The organism is Marinomonas sp. ATLA20 (assembly GCF_057180105.1).
The window spans coordinates 229643-251325 of record NZ_JBXUKU010000002.1; the positions used below are offsets into that span (position 1 = coordinate 229643).

General features: G+C 44.6%; 21 protein-coding genes. 12 read left to right on the plus strand and 9 right to left on the minus strand.

Features of this window, described 5'->3' with window-relative positions; translation table 11 throughout:
* Positions 1-19: 19 nt before the first annotated feature.
* Entirely contained in the window at positions 20-1057 is a 1038-nt protein-coding gene (gene epmB / locus AC2A4J_RS05495; protein ID WP_484175237.1) for an EF-P beta-lysylation protein EpmB, read from the minus strand.
* Between the two features lie 187 nt (positions 1058-1244).
* Between epmB and efp the strand changes: the two genes are divergently transcribed.
* The gene (gene efp / locus AC2A4J_RS05500) at positions 1245-1820 is read left to right on the plus strand and encodes an elongation factor P (RefSeq protein ID WP_255828052.1); all 576 of its coding nucleotides are present in this window, start codon (positions 1245-1247) and stop codon (positions 1818-1820) included.
* 96 nt (positions 1821-1916) lie between these two features.
* Here efp and AC2A4J_RS05505 read toward each other — a convergent pair whose 3' ends face one another.
* Entirely contained in the window at positions 1917-2819 is a 903-nt protein-coding gene (locus tag AC2A4J_RS05505) for a LysR family transcriptional regulator (protein ID WP_484175238.1), read from the minus strand.
* 125 nt (positions 2820-2944) lie between these two features.
* Here AC2A4J_RS05505 and AC2A4J_RS05510 point away from each other — a divergent pair, with 125 nt between their 5' ends.
* Positions 2945-3502 carry a hypothetical protein gene (locus AC2A4J_RS05510; RefSeq protein ID WP_484175239.1) on the plus strand — a complete coding sequence of 186 codons (558 nt, stop codon included), beginning with the start codon at positions 2945-2947 and terminating at the stop codon, positions 3500-3502.
* Positions 3502-3756, plus strand: a complete 255-nt coding sequence (locus tag AC2A4J_RS05515) for an Atu4866 domain-containing protein (protein ID WP_484175240.1) — start codon at positions 3502-3504, stop codon at positions 3754-3756. Before AC2A4J_RS05510 ends, AC2A4J_RS05515 begins: the two co-directional genes overlap by 1 nt.
* A gap of 79 nt (positions 3757-3835) precedes the next feature.
* On the opposite strand, the gene AC2A4J_RS05520 is transcribed toward AC2A4J_RS05515, so the two are convergent.
* Positions 3836-4273 carry a DoxX family protein gene (locus AC2A4J_RS05520; RefSeq protein ID WP_484175241.1) on the minus strand — a complete coding sequence of 146 codons (438 nt, stop codon included), beginning with the start codon at positions 4271-4273 and terminating at the stop codon, positions 3836-3838.
* 258 nt (positions 4274-4531) lie between these two features.
* Here AC2A4J_RS05520 and AC2A4J_RS05525 point away from each other — a divergent pair, with 258 nt between their 5' ends.
* Entirely contained in the window at positions 4532-5260 is a 729-nt protein-coding gene (locus tag AC2A4J_RS05525; RefSeq protein ID WP_255828055.1) for an SDR family oxidoreductase, read from the plus strand.
* 57 nt (positions 5261-5317) lie between these two features.
* Here AC2A4J_RS05525 and AC2A4J_RS05530 read toward each other — a convergent pair whose 3' ends face one another.
* Positions 5318-6310: an NADP-dependent oxidoreductase gene (locus tag AC2A4J_RS05530; protein WP_484175242.1), complete on the minus strand. Its 993-nt coding sequence runs from the start codon at positions 6308-6310 to the stop codon at positions 5318-5320.
* A gap of 112 nt (positions 6311-6422) precedes the next feature.
* The gene (locus tag AC2A4J_RS05535) at positions 6423-7847 is read right to left on the minus strand and encodes an aminotransferase-like domain-containing protein (RefSeq protein ID WP_484175243.1); all 1425 of its coding nucleotides are present in this window, start codon (positions 7845-7847) and stop codon (positions 6423-6425) included.
* 293 nt (positions 7848-8140) lie between these two features.
* On the opposite strand from AC2A4J_RS05535, the gene AC2A4J_RS05540 reads away from it, so the two are divergent.
* Positions 8141-9028 carry an EamA family transporter gene (locus tag AC2A4J_RS05540; protein WP_484175244.1) on the plus strand — a complete coding sequence of 296 codons (888 nt, stop codon included), beginning with the start codon at positions 8141-8143 and terminating at the stop codon, positions 9026-9028.
* 2 nt (positions 9029-9030) lie between these two features.
* A complete protein-coding gene (locus AC2A4J_RS05545; RefSeq protein ID WP_484175245.1) occupies positions 9031-9672 on the plus strand; it encodes a LysE family translocator in 642 nt (213 codons plus the stop codon).
* A gap of 7 nt (positions 9673-9679) precedes the next feature.
* Here the strand turns inward: AC2A4J_RS05545 and AC2A4J_RS05550 are convergent, their stop codons facing one another.
* Complete coding sequence (locus tag AC2A4J_RS05550; protein ID WP_484175246.1) at positions 9680-10510, minus strand: LysR family transcriptional regulator; 831 nt, start codon at positions 10508-10510, stop codon at positions 9680-9682.
* Positions 10511-10613: 103 nt separating this feature from the next.
* Between AC2A4J_RS05550 and AC2A4J_RS05555 the strand changes: the two genes are divergently transcribed.
* The 6 genes from AC2A4J_RS05555 to AC2A4J_RS05580 all read left to right on the plus strand — a co-directional run bounded on the left by AC2A4J_RS05555 (position 10614) and on the right by AC2A4J_RS05580 (position 17240).
* On the plus strand, positions 10614-10826 hold the full coding sequence (locus tag AC2A4J_RS05555; protein WP_484175247.1) for a hypothetical protein: 213 nt from the start codon (positions 10614-10616) through the stop codon (positions 10824-10826).
* Positions 10827-10883: 57 nt separating this feature from the next.
* Positions 10884-11861 carry an EF-P lysine aminoacylase EpmA gene (gene epmA / locus AC2A4J_RS05560; RefSeq protein WP_484175248.1) on the plus strand — a complete coding sequence of 326 codons (978 nt, stop codon included), beginning with the start codon at positions 10884-10886 and terminating at the stop codon, positions 11859-11861.
* A gap of 77 nt (positions 11862-11938) precedes the next feature.
* Entirely contained in the window at positions 11939-14239 is a 2301-nt protein-coding gene (locus AC2A4J_RS05565; protein WP_484175249.1) for an ATP-binding protein, read from the plus strand.
* On the plus strand, positions 14239-15597 hold the full coding sequence (locus tag AC2A4J_RS05570; protein ID WP_255828064.1) for a sigma-54-dependent transcriptional regulator: 1359 nt from the start codon (positions 14239-14241) through the stop codon (positions 15595-15597). The genes AC2A4J_RS05565 and AC2A4J_RS05570 overlap by 1 nt, the downstream gene beginning before the upstream one ends.
* A 96-nt stretch (positions 15598-15693) precedes the next feature.
* A complete protein-coding gene (locus AC2A4J_RS05575; RefSeq protein ID WP_484175250.1) occupies positions 15694-16458 on the plus strand; it encodes a sulfite exporter TauE/SafE family protein in 765 nt (254 codons plus the stop codon).
* Positions 16459-16487: 29 nt separating this feature from the next.
* A complete protein-coding gene (locus tag AC2A4J_RS05580; protein WP_484175251.1) occupies positions 16488-17240 on the plus strand; it encodes a GGDEF domain-containing protein in 753 nt (250 codons plus the stop codon).
* A 38-nt stretch (positions 17241-17278) separates the two neighbouring features.
* Here AC2A4J_RS05580 and ggt read toward each other — a convergent pair whose 3' ends face one another.
* The 3 genes from ggt to AC2A4J_RS05595 all read right to left on the minus strand — a co-directional run bounded on the left by ggt (position 17279) and on the right by AC2A4J_RS05595 (position 21555).
* On the minus strand, positions 17279-19039 hold the full coding sequence (ggt, locus tag AC2A4J_RS05585; protein WP_484175252.1) for a gamma-glutamyltransferase: 1761 nt from the start codon (positions 19037-19039) through the stop codon (positions 17279-17281).
* A gap of 209 nt (positions 19040-19248) precedes the next feature.
* On the minus strand, positions 19249-20862 hold the full coding sequence (locus tag AC2A4J_RS05590) for a TRAP transporter large permease (RefSeq protein WP_255828068.1): 1614 nt from the start codon (positions 20860-20862) through the stop codon (positions 19249-19251).
* Positions 20863-20877: 15 nt separating this feature from the next.
* Positions 20878-21555 carry a TRAP transporter small permease gene (locus AC2A4J_RS05595; RefSeq protein ID WP_255828069.1) on the minus strand — a complete coding sequence of 226 codons (678 nt, stop codon included), beginning with the start codon at positions 21553-21555 and terminating at the stop codon, positions 20878-20880.
* Between the last annotated feature and the right edge of the window lie 128 nt (positions 21556-21683).

Below are 21683 nucleotides of genomic sequence, written 5' to 3' on the forward strand. Positions count from 1 at the left end.
TTAATAAAGTATATTCGTTCTAAAAAGTTGGAGCGAAGACACTTTTCGCTGGCTTGCCGGGGATTTCCTTGGCGAGTCTAGGCACTAAGTAGCCGGGAAGCTCTGCGGCGACTTGTCCCATCAAGCGCTGTGCGTCTTCGATAGCAATATCAAAATGCGCCGCGCCTTCTACTGGATCTAAGGTGAACATGTAGTATGGCAAAATGCCGGCATCAAAAACCGCCTCGCTCAAGTTGACTTGGGCTTCTACAGAGTCGTTGACGCCTTTTAGTAAAACACCTTGGTTTAGCAGGGTGACTCCGGCTCTTTTTAGCTTATAAGCCGCCTGCGCAAGCTCTTCGTCCATTTCATTGGCATGATTAATATGCCACACCATCACGATGTCGAGACGACTCGACTTGATCCACGCCAGCATGTCGTCGCAAACGCGATCTGGAATCACCACAGGCAATCGTGAGTGAATGCGCAGACGTTTTATTTGCGGCAAGGCATCAAGTTTACGGACTTTATCAGCGAGCAAGCTATCTTTCATCATCAAAGGGTCGCCGCCACTCAAGATCACTTCGTTAACTTCTGGATGATCGTGCAAATAATCAATCACTGACTGCCATTCAGCTTGTGCCAGTTGATTGTCACCATAAGGAAAATGACGACGGAAGCAGTAACGACAATTTACCGCGCAGGTACCAGTGGTAATGACGAGCAATCGTCGTTTGTATTTATGCACGATGGCTTTTTGTGGATTGTGGTCGGCTTCTTCTAGTGGGTCTTTTGTGTAACCTGCGACTTTCTGCATTTCTGATATGCTGGGTAAGACTTGCAACAGCAGCGGATCGTTTGGATTGCCATATTCAATGCGAGACAAATAAGGCCGAGGTACCAATAATTTGAAGCTGTCATGTGCTTCTTTGCCTTGTTGAGCTAGGCTTTTCGGTAGGCCTAAATGCTCAATCAATTCCGGCAATGAGGTTAGGGCCTGTGACAGGTGCTGCGACCAGCTTAAATTGTTCTTAGTTTGAATAGGGATCACGTCAAATATCTGCAAAATTGTGTTCATTTAGGTTATGATTGCGCCAACTTATTTGGGCCGATTCGGCCAATGGCTCTTCGAGATCTTTGCAAACGCTCTTTTTATTTGCCTATTTAGCGGTCCTAAATGGCATAAAAAGAAGTTCGCAGAGATCTTGAGACTGACATGATACGCCAGTCAGAGCCTTTTCTCTAAAAATATACTGTGAGGATGTATGGCTAATATTTCTACCAGCGATATGCGCAACGGCGCGAAAGTAATGGTTGACGGTGATCCATGTGCGATTATCGATAACGAACACGTTAAACCAGGTAAAGGCCAAGCCTTTAACCGCTTGAAGTTGCGTAACTTACGCTCTGGTCGAGTTTGGGAACGTACTTTTAAATCAGGTGATACGCTTGAATCTGCTGATGTGATGGACACCGATATGGAGTATTTGTACACCGACGGTGAGTTCTGGCACTTCATGGCAGTAGACGGTTCTTTTGAACAACATGCTGCTGATGAAACCGCAGTTGGCGACACAGTAAAATGGTTAAAAGAGCAAGAGAAATACGTTGTTACTCTTTATAACGGTGCTCCATTGGCTGTTGCTGCACCTAACTTCATTGAACTTGAAGTGAAAGACACTGATCCAGGTGTAAAAGGCGATACGGCTAACGGCGGTTCTAAACCTGCGTACTTGGTAACAGGTGCTATGGTTCGTGTTCCTCTGTTCATCAACATTGGCGAAGTTCTACGTGTTGATACTCGTACTGGCGAATACGTTTCTCGCGCAACAGGTAAATAATTCCTAGCTTAGCGTGATGAATGAAAAAAAGCCCCGATAGGAAACTATCGGGGCTTTTTTATACGATTTTGAGCTGTTAAAGAGCTAGCTTGGTAATCAATTAGTCTGTTTCCAAGATTTTACAAAATCTACCATGGCCCTTAATTTCGGAGCCATGTTTTCTCGGTTTGGGTAAAAGAAATAAAAACCAGAAAAGGTTGGCAGAAACTCTTCGAGTAAAGGCACGAGTTTGCCTGCTTTAATAAAGGGGCGGAAGGCTTCTTCTGTCGCAAAAGTGATTCCACCACCAGCTAGTGCAACACGCAACATTAGTCGGAAGTCATTAGTGGTGACTTGAGGCTCTACCGATACCTCAAAGTCTTTTTCGTTTTCACTAAACTCCCAATAATAGGGGCGATTGTTTAGCTTTGGTCGCCAACCAATGCAGCGATGATTGAGTAAGTCTTTAGGGTGTTTTGGAATACCTTGCTGCGCTATGTAGTCTGGCGAAGCAACAGCCATATCTCTTTGTAAGCCGCAGAAAGGCAGGGCGATCATATCTTGTTCTAAGCTATCGCCAAGACGAACTCCTGCATCAAAGCCTGCTTTTACAATATCAAACTCATCATCGGTGACTGTAATATCCAACTCAATGTCTGGGTACTTTTTTGAGAACTCGACAATAAATTTTCCTGATAAAAAAGGCTCTGCAATAGAGGTCGAAGCTATTCTTAGTAATCCTTGTGGGGAGTTGTGACTGGTAATATTTTCTAAAGAAGAATTTACATTCTCTAAGTGGGGGCGTACTTGTCTGTAAAGACGCTCTCCAGCTTCCGTTAGTTTCACGCTTCTTGTGGTTCGGGTAAATAAAGCGATGCCTAGTTGATCCTCAAGCTTTCTAATCATCTGACTGACTGCTGAGCGTGTTATTCCTAGTCTGTCGGCAGCCTCTCGGAAATTGTGCTCTTCCGCGATGGCTATAAAGACTGGCAGGATGTTCAAGTCGATTTTCATTGTCATAATTTGCTTACCAATATGTCAAGTAATGGCTATCTACTCTAATCAATATCACGTTTTTATAATGTTAAAGCAAGTTGAGACATAGCAATGTCTCGATTCTACTCTGACAATATAAAAGGTGATCTATGACACATCTCAAATCGACTCTTTCTCTAGTACTTTTTTTTAGTTTAGGTTCTGTGCAGCTGCAAGCTGCGGAGCAAACTTGTGCACAAACTGGTGCAGACTCTCCATTGGAACTTCACAAGCATTGGATTATGAAGGGATGGGAAAAAAAGACAGATTCTCCTGAGTTTATTTTTGCCACGAAAATGAGCCGTTATTATAACTTGCAAGATCCATCTGGTATTTATTGGGATAACTTTGCTCCTGGTGACAATAAGTTATTTGATAATGCCGCGATTTATGGTGCTAATTGGGAGGGGCTACAAGCTAACGCTGAATCTGTGACACATGCTCTGACAGAGGGGCATAGTGAACTTGTTGGCGATAAGGTGTCTTCAACAACCATTGGGTTTGTTGGAACAATAACGCAAAAAAGTGGTGGAGTTATTCCATTTAATGGGCGTTCTCAATTGGGCTGGAGATGTGATTCTGGCGAATGGAAAATTCATCAAGAGCTAAATTATGCGTGGGTTGTTACAGAGGAGGAGATTGCACACTATTACAAGGCGGGAAAGTAATGTTGGATAGCGAATCAAAAACTAGGCAAGGCTATTCTGGCATGTGGATGACAGCAGATGGTTATATACGTCATGAGCTTTTGCCTAACAATCGCTATGTAGAAGCCAGAGGAAATATCGAATCGGCCTATGAAGGCCGATATCGAATAACAGGCGACGATATTGAGTATTGGGATGACACAGGTTTTACTGCTGATGGCACCTTTATAGATGGAGTGCTTTATCATGCAGGTATGATTTTGTATCGTCAGTAGTACCGCCAAATAAAAGCCTCGATCCTAGTAAAAGGGATCGAGGCTTTTTGTAATAATTACAGCTTAGTAAAGCAATTAGTTATTTAGCCGCAATGACTTTATCAACAGAGTAAGAACCAGCGCCGCTGAATACCAAAGAAACAGCAACAACCAAAAGCGTTAGAGCGTATTCATAGCCGTTGTTTGCCATGAATAAACCGTTTGAAATATGCACAGTTATGATTGCCATTAGCATAGTGAAGGCAATCACCGCAGAGGCTGGGCGAACTAATAAACCGATTACTAGCGCAGCACCACCAAAGAATTCTGCACTGCCAGCCAAAAGCGCCATCAAATAACCAGGCTCAAGACCAAGAGACGCCATGAACTGACCTGTCCCTTCAAGACCGTAACCGCCAAACATAGCGAACAGCTTTTGTGCGCCATGAGCCATTAGAATGAGACCGACTGGAATACGCAAAATTGTGCTAGCAATACCAGATGTCGTGTTTGTGATGTTTTGAATGAAAGATGCCATTTTTTACTTACCTTACTGTTAGGGGGAGGTTCTATTTAAGTGATAGGTACTATATATAAAAAAAAGAAATAGAATAACGGAGTTTTTTGAGGTAAATGATCAATAAAATTGAACATTGCCTGAAACACCCACTTGAAAGTGGTTTTATTGGGAAATCTCCCTATTTGGTTTAGTTATAAGCAAAAAAGTAGCAGAATTTTTTATCATGAGAGTGGTAGCGTGTTGTTATTACTATTAATAACAACAAGCAGAATAAACATGTCTAAAGCATTAATCGGAAAAGTCGCCGTTGTCACCGGTGGCGCATCAGGAATTGGGTTGGCAAGTGTTGAAGGCATGATAGCCGAAGGGGCTAGAGTCGTCATCGTTGACCGCGACGAAAAGGCACTTCAAGCGTTGCAGGACAAGCATGGCGATTCAGTCATGACCCTTGCGGTAGATTTGCTGGACCCTGTGGCTTGTTCCGCCATGGTTCCACGGATTTTAGAAAAAGCCGAAGTGATCGATATTTTTCACGCGAATGCAGGCTTGTATGTGGGCGGTGATCTAGTGGATGCCGATAACGACGCCATAGATCGAATGTTGAATCTGAATATCAACGTGGTCATTAAAAACGTACGTGATGTTTTGCCGCATATGATTGAACGAGGCGTGGGTGATATTTTAATCACCAGTTCGTTAGCGGGACACTTCCCGACGCCTTGGGAGCCGGTTTACGCTTCGTCAAAGTGGGCGATGAATTGTTTTGTTCAAACCGTTCGTAGACAAGTCAGCAAGCATGGCATTCGTGTTGGTTCTGTATCGCCAGGTCCAGTGATTACCTCTTTATTATCTGATTGGCCCGCTGACAAACTGGCAGAAGCCAAGGAGAAAGGCAGCTTGATGGAAGCCAGCGATGTGGCTGACGCTCTCATCTTCATGCTAACGCGCCCTCGTCATGTGACGATTCGAGATGTGGTGATGTTGCCATCGCAGTTTGATCTATAGCTAGAAGCCTTTGCACGACGACTCGGTTCGTGCAAAGGTTTTTCTATATGAGAGCCGTTATAGCTTAACGATCAACTTGCCGGTATTTTTACCTTCAAACAATAAATTAATACCGCTGGTTGCGCTTTCGATACCTTCAATGACGTGGGCACGATATTTCAACTCGCCTTTTCCTAGCATGGCACCCAGCGCCTGACCGTACTCTGGAATACGATGGAAATGATCTGGCATGGTGAAGCCTTGGATGGTTAAGCGACGTTTGATGATACCAACCCAGCTTGGCCCCGGTGCTGGCTCGGCTTTTTGGTAGTCAGCGATGAGACCACAAACAGAGATACGACCATGAGGATTCATGCGTTCAAAGATCGGGCCTTGTGCCACGCCGCCCGTATTTTCAAAGAAAAGATCGATGCCGTTCGGTGTGGCATTTGTCAATTGCTCAACAAAGTCTGCGTCTTTGTAATTAATCGCGTGATCGAAGCCCAGCTCTTTGGTAAGCCATTGGCATTTTTCATCCGAACCTGCGACACCAATCACGGTTAAACCAAGATTTTTAGCCATTTGACCAACAAGTGAGCCGACAGAACCCGCTGCGGCAGTGACGATAAGTGTTTGACCTGCTTCGGGTTTAAGTACTTCAAACACACCGTGATAAGCGGTAATGCCAGGCAAGGCAATCACAGAAAGAATCGCTTCAGCGGGTAATTCTTTTGGGATCACATTCAAGCCATTACCATCACTGATCGCATACTCAGTTAGACCCATAAGCCCCATAACGCGAGTGCCGACAGGGAATTTCTCATTGTTGGATTCAACCACTTCACCAATGCCACTGGCGCGCATGGTGTCACCTAATTTTACGGGTGGAATGTAGCTATTTTCATCAGGGCTCATCCAACCTCGCATGGCAGGGTCTAAAGACAAGTGAGAGAGTTTTACCAGTACCTCACCTCCTGCTGGCGTGGGAATATCTTGGCTCACAATATTGAAGGCATCTTCGGTGATTTCTAGAGTGGGGCGTTTAACCAATTTTACAGAGCGATAAGACATAGCAAATATTCCTCTTTATGTTTCTCTTAAAACTTACCTACAGAGTTTGGGGCGCTTTTATTGATCTAAAGGTTAGGATTAAAGGAGTAAAGGTGCAAACGCTCCAATCTAGTTACGCCTCTGCCTTCATCAAATCATTGATTATCTTGCACAAGCTGATCAATTGTTGATAAGTACTGTATTTATCCCCAGTATTTTCTAGCGGCCAACCGCAGTTAATGCGGAAGCAATCGTGATAGAAGTCGTGGGTGCTGAAACAAGCGCCGCTGCGGATGTCGATGCCTTGTTTATTGGCTTCTTTTTCAAGCTGTACCGCATTTAAACTGGGGATTTGCACCCAAAGCACAATCCCACCTTGTGGCGCACTGATTTTCGCTGTGGCGGGTAAGTGTTCGATCAAAAATTGTTGATAACGATGGATGTGTTGATTCAATACCGTACGTATTTTATTCACATGAGAGCGATATTCCCCCGTGTTAATAAACTCTGCCATGCAAGACTGTATAAGTCCGTTTACCCCAAAGCTGGTTAAGGCATGTTGGTTCAGATAAGACGTTAAATATCTACCAGGAACACACCAGCCAAGTCGCAGTCCTGCAGCTAATGTTTTTGAAAAAGAGCCACACCAAATCACGTAACCCTCTTTGTCCCAATATTTGGCTGGCAGTGCTTGTTGTTTCTGGTGACCTAATTCGAAATAGACGTCGTCTTCTATCATGGGAATTTGGTATTGAGCTGCGAGTTTGGCGAGAGCTTGTTTTTGCTCAATTGGCAATGTCATTCCTGTTGGGTTCATATTTGATGTGCTAAACAGTGACGCTTTAATTAGGCTTTGTTGCAATAAGGTCTCCAGATGGCCTAAATCCAAGCCTTGATCGCTGATAGGAATTTCAATCACTTTACGAGATAGGGCGCTGAGTAGATCGAGCAAACCGCTAAAGCAGGGCGAGCTAATAGCAATAGTGTCGCCTTCCTTGGTCACGCTTTCTATCGCCAGTTTGACTGCATCGATACAGCCATTGGTGATGACAAAGTCGGCTGCGGTAAAAGCAAGGTTGTAGTGACGAAAGTGCTCGGCTAGAGCGCTTCTTAAGCCTTTATCACCTTGCGTCTCTGGATATTGGAATAGATGGTTTCCCGCTCTTTGAGTGACGCGCTTTATGCTGCGTTGTAGGGCGATACTTGGTTGTAATTCTGGCGCAATCATTGAGGTGCCAAGAGGACTAAAAAGTGCCGAGGCAGGATTATAGCCATTTAACGGCGCAAAGCGTTTCGGGTCGCGTTGTTCAATACTTTTGATGTCGAGACTTGGAAAGGTCGTACTTTCGAGTTGATTAGCTACAAAATAACCGGATTGCGGTTGGGCATAAATCCAACCTGTTTGCTGCAGGTAATCGTAGGTTTTGGTTGCCGTTGTCATGCTGACTTGATGTTGCTTCGCCATGGTCCGTAACGCTGGCAAGCGGCTTCCCGCAGGCAGTCTTTGCGCTTGTATGTCGTCGATATAATGCTGAGCAAGTGTCTCGTAAAGCGCCATAACCTCTCCAAAAATATTTCTCTTTCCTGAATTGTACTCTTATTTTTATTGAAAATTGAATCTGTGTTCTTTTTTGTTTTCTAGTGATACTAGGGGTCAATGTTGAGTCAGTGTGGTGCTTCTTTTCGAAACTATCGCCTACCTCAGGAACCACCACACTGACTCAACACGCGAGTTCGTTGTGATACTGGAAAGCTATGTTTTTTTCGAAACTAGCGCCTAGCTCATCGAAATACGGCGTTTATTGGAATGTTGTGGCGCTCACCAACTATTAGAAAATTTAGGAACGAATAATGAAACTACGAGACTTTGGGTTGTTGTTTGCCTTGATGGCGTTATGGGGATTGAACTTCAGTGTGATCAAGCTGGGTGTGAACAGTGTTCATCCTTTAGTGCTTACCGCATTGCGTTTTAGCTTTGCGGTGTTTCCTTTGATCTTTTTTGTTAAGAAACCGGACGTGCCATGGCGTTATTTGATCGCTTACGGTTTGTCTTTTGGTGTCGGCGTGTGGGGGTTAACAACGTTATCGATTGGCGCGGGTGTCTCGGCGGGCATGGCGTCTTTGTTATTGGATATGAGTATTGTCAGTAGCTTGCTGGTGGGTTGGTTATGTTTAAACGAAACCATTACTCGTAACAAATTACTCGGCGCTGGATTGGCGCTAATTGGCTTAGCTTTGATTATGCAGGCTGAAGGCGGTTCGGTGACTGGCAAAGGCTTGGTACTGGTATTAATGGCCTCTGTATTTTGGAGTATTAATGGCTTGATTGTAAAACGCGCGAATACCAAAGCGATTTTTGCTTTTAATATCTGGGGAATGCTGTTTGCACCTTTGCCTTTATTGTTTTTGGCGGTTATTTCCGAAGGCACGCAAGTGATTATTGAATTGACGAGTCAATTTACTCAATGGACGCTATTTTCAGTTTTATTTCAAGCTTACCCAACGACGCTCTTGGGTTACTGGTTTTGGAATAAGATGATCATGAAATACTCTGTTTCGACGGTCGCACCTATGACATTATTGGTGCCTGTGTTTGGTATCTTAGGTGGCTATTGGTTTTACCATGAGCCAATTGAAATGAATCAGATAATCGCAGCAATCTTGATTTTGCTGGGGTTGTTTGTTGGGCAAATGGCAATGCCGAAAATTTTGTTTTTTAAGCAATATAAGGGAGTTTAATAATGCAAGAAATCCACTATGTCTTGATATTAATTGGTGCTTTTGTTGTTATGGCAAGCCCTGGGCCTGCGACCTTAGCTATTGCATCGACGTCAATGAATCAGGGGCGCGTGCAAGGTCTGGCGTTGGCATCTGGAATATCAACAGGTTCACTATTTTGGTCTTGTTCGGCGGCCTTTGGTTTAGGCGCTGTGCTGTATGCGAATGTCTGGCTATTCGAAAGCATACGTTATGTTGGTGCGGCATATTTATTATTTTTGGCTTACAAATCTTGTCGTTCAGCGATGGCTAATAAATCGGATACGAGCAAAATGTTGACCACGCTAGAGACTCAAAAAACATCTTTACGCTCAGCTTATCTTCGTGGTTTGGCTATCCATTTAACCAATCCTAAAGCGATTTTGTTTATAGGATCGTTATTTGCCATGGGGATGCCGAGTTCGGTTTCCACACAAGGTTTGTTGTCTGTGATTGCCTTATTAACGATTCAAAGCGCCTGCATAAATTTGGGCTACGCTGTTCTGTTTTCCAACCCAAGGATTCGCCAAGGCTATTTCAAAATGAAACGCGGCTTTGATGCTGCCTTCGCGCTGATGTTTGGCGTTGCGGGCATTAAAATACTGCTGAGTAAGTTGGCTCCTTAGGTTTTTATTATTGATCTAATGCCGTGCTGATTCGCTGGATTAACCTTCTAACCTCTGGCAAATAGCGGTCTTCGTGATGGGTCACTAGCCATTGGTCGTGGCCTAATTCCTCCACTATATTTCCAATACGCTGTAAGGGCGGCTGAGTATCACCAATAAAGGTAGGAAGCAGCGCGATGCCCTTTCCCTCAAGAGCCAAATCAAGACTGTTTCTAGGGTTGTTTACTTCGCAAGCAATATCATTGTTACTAGTATTGTTGTGAATCCAGCGCGCCGACGGAGTATCAGCCATTACCTTTATATAAGTGTCTGGTGCGCTTTTTGTTGCATAAAGAGCGAATTCAACACGTGCTAATTTTCGACATACCAGAGCCTCTTCTTTTGGCCGCTGGTTGCGGATGCCTATCACTATCTCTCGGTGAGAAATATTGAGTACTTTTTCGGCAGAAACAAAACGGAGCAGAATATCTGGCGGTGAACCGACAAGCATGTCTAGATTCTTAATCAATGAAAGCGTTGTCCACGTCCCTGCGGAAACTTTCACTAAGGGGCGGGAATTTTTGCTAGGCGAGGTGGTTTGCCTATAGATTTGGCTCTCAACCAAGGTTAGCTCGTCTAATAAGCTTTTACCTTCCGGCGTCAATTCGTAGCCGCGATCATGTCTAATAAACAACTCACGTTCCATGCTTCGTTCTAACTCATACATTCTTCTGCCCAATGTTGCCGGGCTTCGCTGAGTTGATTTTGCAGCAGCAGTCAGGCCACCTTCACGTGCCACAGCAAGGAAGAGTTTCAGGTCATTCCAATCGAGACTCTTTTTATTTACCTTTTCATTCATGAAAAGTCCTTTTTTTTCTGCTTTGTTGATGAAAAGAAAATATCTCGTACCCTATGAAGTCGTCAATAGTCATTGAGTTATATGTCTGATTAGGGGAGCGAAGATGGACGATGATATTTATCAAAAACAGAAAGAGACCAAGTACCACGGCATTGCTAATGTGCCGTTTCCTCACGCTTCACTGTCACCTAAGCAGAGAGAGGAGCAAGCTTATTATGAAGCCAATAGCGGTGGTGATGGCCGGTTAGTTTTATGTCTAGCGAAGAGTTATAAAGCCGCCATAAAGATGGCAACTAAGGTATTGAAGGGGAAATAAGCCCATTTTTCACGCTGTATTTGCTATCATGCACTTTATTTTCTAGAGTGCTTTTCTATGTACGACGCTTCTTTGTGGCAACCCAGTACTGACCTTTCGATTTTACAAAAGCGCGCGCAGTTACTGAAAGCCATTCGTGCTTTTTTTGATGCCCGTGACGTTATGGAAGTGGACACACAGTGTTTATCTTTGGGTAGCATTACGGATCCGCATATTGAAGTCTTAACCAGTCAAACTCGTTCCCAAGGGGACGATCTCACTTACTATCTACAAACCTCGCCAGAGTTCGCTATGAAGCGTTTGCTGTGTGCGGGTTCGGGTTCTATCTATCAGTTGGGGAAGGTATTCCGCGCCGAGGAAATAGGCCGTCGTCATAGTATCGAATTTACCATGTTGGAATGGTATCGAGTAGGGTTTGATCATTGGCAATTGATGGATGAGATTCAAGACCTGTTGTCAGTGTTATCGCGTGATGAGACTCTGACGTGCGAGCGACTCAGTTATCAAATGGCGTTTTTGCGTCATACCGGACTTGATCCTTTCAGGGCGACACTTTTCCAGTTGCAAGAATGTGCTCATGAACACACAGAATATGGCCTGCAGGAAGAGGATAGAGACACTTTGCTGGAATTACTTTTTTCTAGCGTCGTAGAGCCTGCTATTGGTAAATCTGTACCTTGTTTTATTCATAGTTATCCTGCCTCGCAAGCGGCACTTGCCAAGACTCATTTTGATGAAAAAGGCCAATTAGTCGCTGCACGTTTTGAATTGTATTGGCAAGGCATGGAACTGGCCAATGGCTATCATGAATTGACGGACGCCAAGGAACAGGCAAGACGTTTTTCCGAAGACAAAGACACACGTGTGCAAATGCGTTTGGCTGATCGACAGTTTGATGAGCGACTCATTACGGCCTTAGAATACGGCTTGCCAGATTGCGCAGGTGTGGCGTTAGGAGTGGATCGTTTGTTGATGTTACTGTGTAATAAATCCCATATTGCAGAGGTGTTGCCATTTGCTCATTCTAGAGCGTAAGCCTGATTATCTAAGGTGACATTTTGTCCTCTTTCGCTGAAATAAACGTGGCGATAAAAACAATAAAATATTTTTAGGTGAGAGCATTGAAAGAAAAATTCGGTTTTAGCATGAGATGGTTATTTTCATCTAAGCGATTAATTTGGCTTTATTTAATGGCCTTTTTAGTGGTGATTTTACTGATTTGGAAAGGCGGAGAAGCGCTAAAAAACCAGCAAATTAAAACTCTGCGTATCGATTCTTTTGAGCAGTTAAATCAGCTTGCTAGTGTGTTAGAAAGCGCCATTGCGAAGTACCAACACATGCCAACATTATTGGCATCGAATGACCGAGTGAAAAAAGCCCTGCGGGATGGCTTTGAATCGGACATTAATCAGCTCAATCGTGAGCTTGAACAGATTAACCGCATTACTGAAGCCTCAGACAGTTACATACTGGATACTAATGGTCTAACCATTGCCGCATCAAACTATCGAGAATCAGCGAGCTTCGTTGGTCGTAACTTTGCATTTCGCCCTTACTTCAAAGATGCCATTCAAGGCAAACCTGGGCGCTATTATGCGCTGGGTACAACATCGAATCGGCGTGGTTACTACTTTTCGTATCCTGTCTATGAAGGCGATTCGATTATTGGCATTGCCGTTGTTAAAGTGGATTTGACTCAATTCGAAAAACGCTTTGCCAATCAGCATTATGAATTTCTACTACTTGACCCTGATGGTATTGTTTTTAGTAGCTCGCGACCTAACTGGTTGTACCGGGTGTTGGGCGAGTTGTCACATACTGAGTTACAACGTATTGCTGATTCCCAGCGTTATTACGGTAAATCTATTGAGAAACTGGCGATTGTTTATCAAAAGCGCTTTGATGAAAAATCACAAATTGTCGATGTGTTAGAAAATACGGTTGTTGATGGTAAAGAGGAATTGCAGCGCCTGTCATTTTTGAGAATGAGTCGCCCGATTCGCCTACTAGGTTTTCAAATATCGATTCTTGCGCCGTTAAAGATCATCAATGAAGAAATCTCATTATGGCGCACCATTTTTGCCGGTGGTGTGACCATTACGGCCTTGTTGTTTGGTTTGGCTATGTTACGTCGACGTATGTTGCGAGAACGTTCTGATGCCAATGAAATGACGCGCCATAACCAAGCCTACATTCGGGAGGTGATTCAAAATACGCAAGCAGGTTTGGTGACGTTGGACGAGCATCACAAAATAGAATCTTTTAACCCCGCGGTTGAGAAGCTGCTTGGTCAGCCATTATTCCCTTTAGTGGGTCAGCCGCTCGGTGTGTTATTTCAACCTGACGAGGAAGACGCTTCCGATTTATCGGCTAACGATAACTTTTTAGAAGCGACCAATAATTTGGGCATTGAAGTCCTCACTCGAGAAGGGCGCTTATGTTATGCCGATCAAACGGTTCCAGTAGAAATGACCCTTTGTAAGATGCAGTTGCCGAATCGTTCGAGTTATTTGGTGACCTTTCATGACATGACGGAACGCAAACGCTATGAGCAAGATATTACTCTGGCGCGTATCGAGCTTGAAGAGCGGGTCAAAGAGCGAACCTTTGAACTGCAAGGCGCAAACACTCGGCTTCGTCATGAAATTGAAGAGCATAAAGGCACACAACGAGAACTAATACAAACCGCCAAGCTTGCGGTATTAGGGCAATTAAGTGCGGGGTTAAATCATGAATTGAACCAGCCACTGACTGCCATTCGTGCGTTTGCGGGCAACGGCTTGAAGTTCTTAGATCGTGGTCAATATGAACAGGCCCATACCAACTTACAGCATATTAGCCAGCTAGGTCATCACATGGGTGATATTATTGCTCGCTTTAAAGTTTTTGCGCGAAAAGGGGATGTTCAGCATGGACCAATTGCCGTGCAAACCGCGATTATGGGCGCGCTAAAAATTATGAGCCCACGTTATAAAGAAGTGGGAATAGAGCTTGTGGTGACCGAAGATCAAGGCTTCATCGTAAACGGCGATATGGTGTTTTTGGAGCAAGTTCTGGTGAATTTATTGGCTAACGCTGCAGATGCTATTTTAGAGGCCCCAGACCATCATCGGCGAGTTTGTATCGAGCAAACCTCGACGGACAACCAGGTGGTTATTTGTGTCCAAGATTCAGGAAACGGACTGAGTGATGACGCCATTCGACATCTTTTCGAACCATTTTTCACGTCCAAATCATCAGGCTTAGGATTAGGATTAGGTTTGTCGATTAGCCAGCGTATTGTCGAGGCCATGGGTGGGCAAATTAGCGCGCAAAATCGAGACTCTGGCGGTGCTGAGTTTTGTGTTAGGCTACCTCGTTACAACCAGCAATCATCTCAATCTCCTTCTAAAGATCCTCAAGAGGAAAGCTAATGCCGGACAGCAAGCAAGTAATACTAATTGACGACGAACAAGCGGTTCGCATGGCGATTTCTCAGACATTACAGCTTGAAGATTTTGATGTCGTTGAGTTTGCATCTGCGCAAGGTGTGATTGAACAACTGTCATTAGATTGGTCTGGTGTGATTGTCAGCGATATTAATTTGCCCGGTAAAAGCGGTTTAGAATTATTTGAAGATGTTAAAAAAATAGACGCGGAAATTCCTTTTATTCTGATCACTGGGCATGGTGATATTAGCATGGCTGTGAGCGCCATTCGCGATGGCGCCTATGACTTTATAGAGAAGCCATTTTCGAATGAAGATTTTCTAGAAGTGGTACGTCGTGCCTCAGAAAAGCGACAGCTTACTTTAGAGAACCGTAATTTACGTTTGGAATTGGCGGCGCAAAATGCCCCTGGACCACGGATTATCGGTAATACGCCTGGCATCCATCGTCTGCGTCAGGCACTGTTGCATGTGGCTGACACTGGTGCGGATATTCTTATCCAAGGGGAAACGGGTACGGGCAAAGAGTTGGTAGCGCGTTATATTCATGAACACAGCTCTCGCCGAGGCCATGCTTTTGTGGCAATTAACTGCGGCGCTGTGCCAGATTCTATAATGGAGTCTGAATTATTTGGTCATGAAAAAGGCGCGTTTACGGATGCCAAGACGCAACGTATTGGTAAGCTGGAACACGCTAACGGCGGCACGCTTTTTTTAGATGAAATTGAAAGCATGCCGATGTCGATGCAAATCCGCTTGCTGCGAGTGTTAGAAGAACGTCGCCTAGAGCGTTTAGGCTCTAATACGGCGATTGATCTGGATCTGCGTATTTTGGCCGCGACCAAGGTTGACCTCAAACAGCTCAGCGAAGGTGGCACCTTCCGTGAAGATTTGTATTATCGACTCAATGTAGTGCGTGTGGATATTCCGCCATTGCGCGAGCGGAAAGACGATATTTCCCTGCTATGGCAGCATTTTTGTTTGGTGGCGATTGCCCAGTACAAACGTGAGTCAGAGGCGCTTTCAGCAGCAAGAATGCACAGCTTACTGAGCTACGACTGGCCTGGGAATGTTCGCGAGTTACGTAATCTTGCCGAGCGTTATGTGCTGATGGGAGAGGCGGGGTCTTTCGAGTTTGATCAGATCATTATCAATGAAAATAACCCTGGCGTGATGACGCTCCCAGAGCAGCTGGAACGATTTGAAAAAACCTTGTTAGAGCAAGAATTGTTACGCCAAAAGGGTTCCATCAAAGGGACGATGGATGCACTTGGTTTACCGCGCAAAACGCTTTACGACAAGATGCGTAAGTACGATCTTGATAAAGATATTTATAAGCAATAATTTTCTGTATCACGAATAAGAATAGGGTGCCTGAGATTTCAGACGCCCATTTTGCTATCCTGCCGCCTTTATTACATGTGATTTCCTGTCGACTATATGAATTTAACTGCATTGCTTTTTGATCAAGTGTCTCCGCACTTATTTATCCTTCTTGTTATTGTGTCTGGATTAACGTCTTTTTTTACTGCCAGTTTTGGCGCGGGTGGTGGCGTTATGTTGCTTGGCGTGATGGCGCAGGTGTTACCGCCACAGCTTATTATTCCACTGCATGGCGTGGCACAGCTTGGGTCTAACGCTGGTCGAGCGGCGATGAGTTGGCGTCATATTGACTGGAAGCTAATAGGAACATTTGTTCCTGGTGCCTTGTTGGGTGCTTTTATTGGCAGTTTTGTCTTGGTTTCGCTACCACCTGCTATTATGTATTTAACGATTGCGTTATTTATCTTGTATTTATGCTGGGGGCCAAAGCTACCAAAAATGGTGCTTGGTCCTTGGGGAACCGTCCTTGCAGGCGGTGTAACGACCTTTATTACTTTGTTTGCTGGCGCAACAGGGCCCTTGGTGGCCGCTTTTATCAAGCAGATTCATGCTGATCGTTTTCGAACCGTAGCGACCTTCGCGACGGCGATGTCGTTACAGCATGTGCTGAAAATTACAGTTTTTGAAGTTGCTGGATTTCCGCTAGTTGATTGGTTGCCTTTACTGTTTTGTATGGTTATTAGCGGCGCAATAGGTACTTGGGTTGGGCTTAAAGTGCTAAAGCGTATGCCTGATCGTCACTTTCATCGAATTTTTAATATAGTGTTGACCGCAATGGCGTTAAGGTTAATTTGGCAGTCTATGGTTTTGCTTACTGCGTGATCGAACACTCTTTGCTGGGGAGGATAAGTATGAGAGGTCGGCTCCAAAAACTTGGACGGGTGAGACTGGTTTGTGTCATTACTATTTTGGCTATAATTTTAGCGTCTGCCGGTAATCTTCTTATATCAGCACTTTTTAATTTCCAAACCTCATTTTTTGAGGATGTTTTTCGAGCATCAATTATCCCTATTTTTCTTGCTCCTCTTCTTTCTTGGCATCTGGTGGGTATGTTTTATCAACTGGATATTTTGGAAAAAGAAATGAGCCGATTGGCCAAGGTGGACGATTTAACGTCTGTTTGCAACCGTAGATTTTTTTATAAACAAATAGAAGATTGGCTGGGCACCAAGTCAAACAATGACACAGTGTATGCTTTTTTTGTGATCGACTTAGATGTCTTTAAAGGTATTAATGATCTATACGGCCATCTTTGCGGTGATAAGGTATTACAGAAATTTGGTTGTATTCTTCGGGAGCTGGCTCCAACTCCATGCATTGTTGGTCGTCTTGGTGGTGAAGAGTTTGCGATATTTGCGCCTAACATGGATGCCGAATCTGCTGAGGCACTGGCAAAAAATATTTGTCAGCATACAAGAGATATTGTCGTGAAGCATAACGACATCTCCGTCTCTTTTAGTGTGAGTATTGGCGCTTCTATTAATAGTAATTACCATAAAAGTACCATTGAAAATGCTTTTAAATATGCAGATCTCGCCCTGTATGAAGCTAAGGAATCAGGGCGGGACTGCTATCGGTTGTATGAAGCGAAAGAAAACCGCTAGGCCTGCTAATTTTCTTTCGTTTCCTGTTCTGTTCGTTGTTAATCTCCTAATACCAAGCCTTCTCGTCTTGGGTCAGCGCCACCTAGTAAACTGCCTTTGCCGACAACAATGCCTTGCACTCCAGAATTCAAGTCACGCACAGAGACTTTAAAACCCATGTCTGTCAGGGTTTTTGCATAAGTTTCTGCTTCTGTACCTTTTTCAAGATCGTAGGTGCCAAAGCGGTTAAGCATATTTGGCAAGTTAATAGCTTGTTGAATATCCATTCCCCACTCCATATGAGCGATCAATGTTTTTGCCACATAGCCGATAATTCGAGAACCACCTGGTGAGCCGACCACTAAATACGGTTTATTATCTTTCATCACTATGGTTGGCGACATAGAAGAGCGAGGGCGTTTGCCCGGTTCTAAGCGGTTGGCAATTGGGTAACCATCTTGTTGAGATTTGAAGGAAAAGTCAGTCAGCTCATTATTAAGCAAAAAACCATTGCTCATCATATTTGAACCAAAGCCATTTTCAATGGTGGTGGTCATAGATACGGCATTGCCATCTTTATCGACAATCGAAATGTGGCTGGTGGAAGGCAGCTCTATTGCAATATCGTCAGCTTGTTTGATGGGATGACGCCACTCAGGCTCACCAGCATCTACACTGTCTAAGGCTTTGCCTTTGGTGATAAGTTTAGCTCGATCGGCTAAATAAGACTGATCCAATAAACCTTGTGGCATAGGCACAAAGTCAGTGTCTGCCATGTAACGACCGCGGTCGGCAAAAGCAAGGCGGGAAGCATCGCCGATAATCTGCCATGCTTCAGGAGAATTTGGGCCAAGGGCCGCTAGGTCAAATTGCTTGGTAATACCAAGGATTTGGCCAACTGTTAAGGCTCCTGAACTTGGCGGTCCCATGCCGCAAATATCGTATTCTTTATAGGGTAGGCACACAGGAGCGCGCTCTTTGACGCGATAGCTGAGAAAGTCTTGTTCAGACAAAACACCAGGGTTATCTAATGCACCACGTACCTTAGAAACAATTTTTTTGGCAATTTGTCCTGTGTAGAATTCATCCGCACCGTATGTGGCAAGAAAGCGGAGGGTTTCATAATATTGCGTGTTTTGTAAGCGGCTGCCAGCCTCGATGGGGGTGCCGTCTAAGTTGAAGAAGTAGCTTTTTGTTTCGGGATAACGGGACAATCTTTCCGCGCTGCCTTTGACTGCATTCGCTAAACGAGGTGAAACAATAAAGCCTTTCTGGGCAAGTTCTGTAGCTGGTTCTAATAAATCTTCCCATGGCATAGTGCCATAGCGTTCGTGTAGCTCTCCCATTAACTTAACCGTGCCGGGAGTACCAACAGAGCGGCCGCCCACAACGGCATCGTAAAAAGCAAGCGGTTTGCCATTTTCATCTTGGAAAAGCTCTGGCGTTGCTTCTTGAGGGGCGGTTTCACGGCCGTCAAAGGTCGTGAGCTTTTGATTCGTCGCATCATAATACACAGCGAAAGCACCGCCACCTAAACCAGAGGATTGAGGCTCAACTAAACCGAGTACCATTTGTACAGCCACCAGAGCATCAATGGCGGAGCCGCCAGCTTTTAAAACATCGTAACCGGCTTTACTCGCTTCAGGGTTGGCTGTGGCCACCATAAACTTTTCAGCCTGAGCCAAGGCTTTCTTTTCAGTGCCGCTTGCTGCTTCAGGTGCAACCGTGTCGGCGGCTTGCTCAGCAGCCAAAGTAAAAGGGCTAATAGCAAGTAAGGGAATAAGACCGAATGCTTTTAACCAACGAGTTGATAGCATCATTAAAATCCTTGTTGATGAATGGAATATCTTATTTCCATCAAAACAAAAATATTAAGTTGAGTGAAGTCATTAAAGAAACAATTAGAGAAAAGAAAATGAAAATATTCCACATTATTCATTTTGATAGGCAAAAAAAACGCCCCGAAGGGCGCTAAACTCTATAAACTTTTTACATGTGTCTTTAACAACACAGTGAAGGATCGTAAGCGTTATTGAACGATTTCTGGTCCCATAATGCTGTACGGCAATGCAGTAGAAAGAGCTGGGATGTAAGTGACCATCACCAAGAACACCATCAATACCAATACAAATGGCATGGCCGCTTTTACTACACGCGCCAAGCTCATGCCGGTGATGCCGGAGGTAACAAACAGGTTCAAACCAATCGGCGGTGTGATCATACCGATCTCCATGTTTACTACCATGATGATACCAAGGTGAATTGGATCAACGCCCAGTTCCATCGCAATAGGGAATACCACTGGCGCAACGATAACCAATAGACCCGATGGCTCCATAAACTGCCCACCAATTAGCAACAAAATGTTCACAGCGATTAGGAAGGTAAACCAGTTAAAGCCGACGCCAAGCATCCACTCAGTGATCATTTGAGGAATACGCTCTGCTGACAAGGTATGAGCAAACAACAGAGCATTGGCGATGATAAACATCAGCATAATGGTGGTTTTTGTGCCTTCTAGCATTACCTTACGAGACTCTTCACCAAACAAAGATGGGAAGAAACCTCGTAGCATCATGGACAGGTTACGGCCCCAGATTGGCACGCCAGCAGCCAAACAAGCACCAATAGACTCTTCTAGCTTGCTAGAGCGTTTGTAGACATAAAAAATGGCCAAAGCGACAGACATGATCGCGCCCCAAATCGCACGATCGCCGCCAGTGACGGTTTCGCTGTCAGCGAATACGAAGAATGACATGATTTCCCAAACAAGGAAGAAAGACACTCCATAAACCGTACCGTTGAAGCCAACACGCGCATGAGGAGCATCATTGTCGTTCGTCCATGTTTTGCCTTTTAAAGGCCCCATATCGCGATAAACAAACAAGGCGATGAACATAGAGTAAACAGCAGCAACAACAGCGGCTTCTGTTGGCGTGAATACACCACCATAAATACCACCCATGATGATCACGACAAGGAATAAGCCCCAACCGGCTTCTTTACCACCACGAACTAAGTTGCCAAAGCCTTTCCACTCTTCAGCTGGTAGCTTTTTGATACGCGCAACCACATAAATAGCTAGCATCAACATACCGCCAGCCATCAAACCTGGGATAACGCCCGCCAAGAACATGCGACCAACAGATACGTCTACAGACGCAGCGTATACCACCATTACGATAGAAGGTGGGATCAAAATACCCAAGGTACCCGCGTTGGCAATGATGCCCGCTGCAAATTCTTTTGAGTAACCTACTTGTGTCATACCGGCAATGGCAATCGTACCGATGGCAACAACCGTTGCTGGAGAGGACCCAGACAAGGCGGCGAACATCATACACGCCAATACCGATGCCATCGCCAAGCCACCACGGAAGTGACCAACACTGGCAATGGCGAAGTTAATCAAACGCTTCGCTACGCCGCCAGTCGACATATAAGACGAGGCAATGATGAAAAATGGGATAGCGAGCAAGGTATAGTGCTGACCAGCCCCAAATAGAGAAATAGCCACAGACGACAATGAGTCGTGTGAGAAAAAAGTAATAAACAGTATGGACGATAAGCCCAACGATATACCAACGGGTAAACCTACAAACAGCAGGACAATTACCAATGAAAATAGAATGATTGATTCCACGATGATGCTCCTGCGCTAGTCTTTCAAGACGTTTTGGTTTTCTTTAACAAGATCTTGTGCTTCATGGCCACTGATCAACATGTCTCGTTTGCCGCGGGCAATATCGATAAAGGCTTGCAAAGAACGATAAGAAAGTAGAGCCAAGCTGATTGGCAGGATAACAAGAACAATCCAACGGTGAACGCGGGGGCGCAAACCAAACATTTCTTGTACAAATTCTGGGTAACGAAGTTCTTCTGAACCTATACCAATTTTGAACATTTTCAACCAATACTCGATCGCACCACCGCTCACGTCTACCCCAAGCATTGCCAACCAAGTGGAGTCGAGGAGGATAAGTCCGTACATCATAGCGGCTGCTGCACCGAACAAAGAAAGTGCTTTTGTGACAGGTTTTGGAACCGCGTTTAAGACGATATCGACACCAAGATGAAGACCGGTTTTGATACCGTAGCTCATGCCTAACAAGATCAACCAAGAGAAGGCGACTGTATTGAACTCAAGTGCTGCGTCCCAGCCAGTGTTGAACCCATAACGAGCTATAACCTGTCCGAACGATACCGCCATGATTGAGGAGATAACGATGATTAGCAGGTTTTCTTCTGCTCGCTCCATGACTTTTGGGAAGCGCTTTTCTAATAGCCAAAGAACAATAATAAAAATAAGTAAATAAAGATGCGGCCAATGTGCCATGGGGGTCTCCTTAACTAAGTGGACCAAAACAAGTTAAAGTGCAGTAGTGGCAAGTCTTGTAGGTTCTAGGATCGATCATCGGTGTGAGATTTAGGATCAAGAAAGCACAGGATAAAACCACAAGAGCT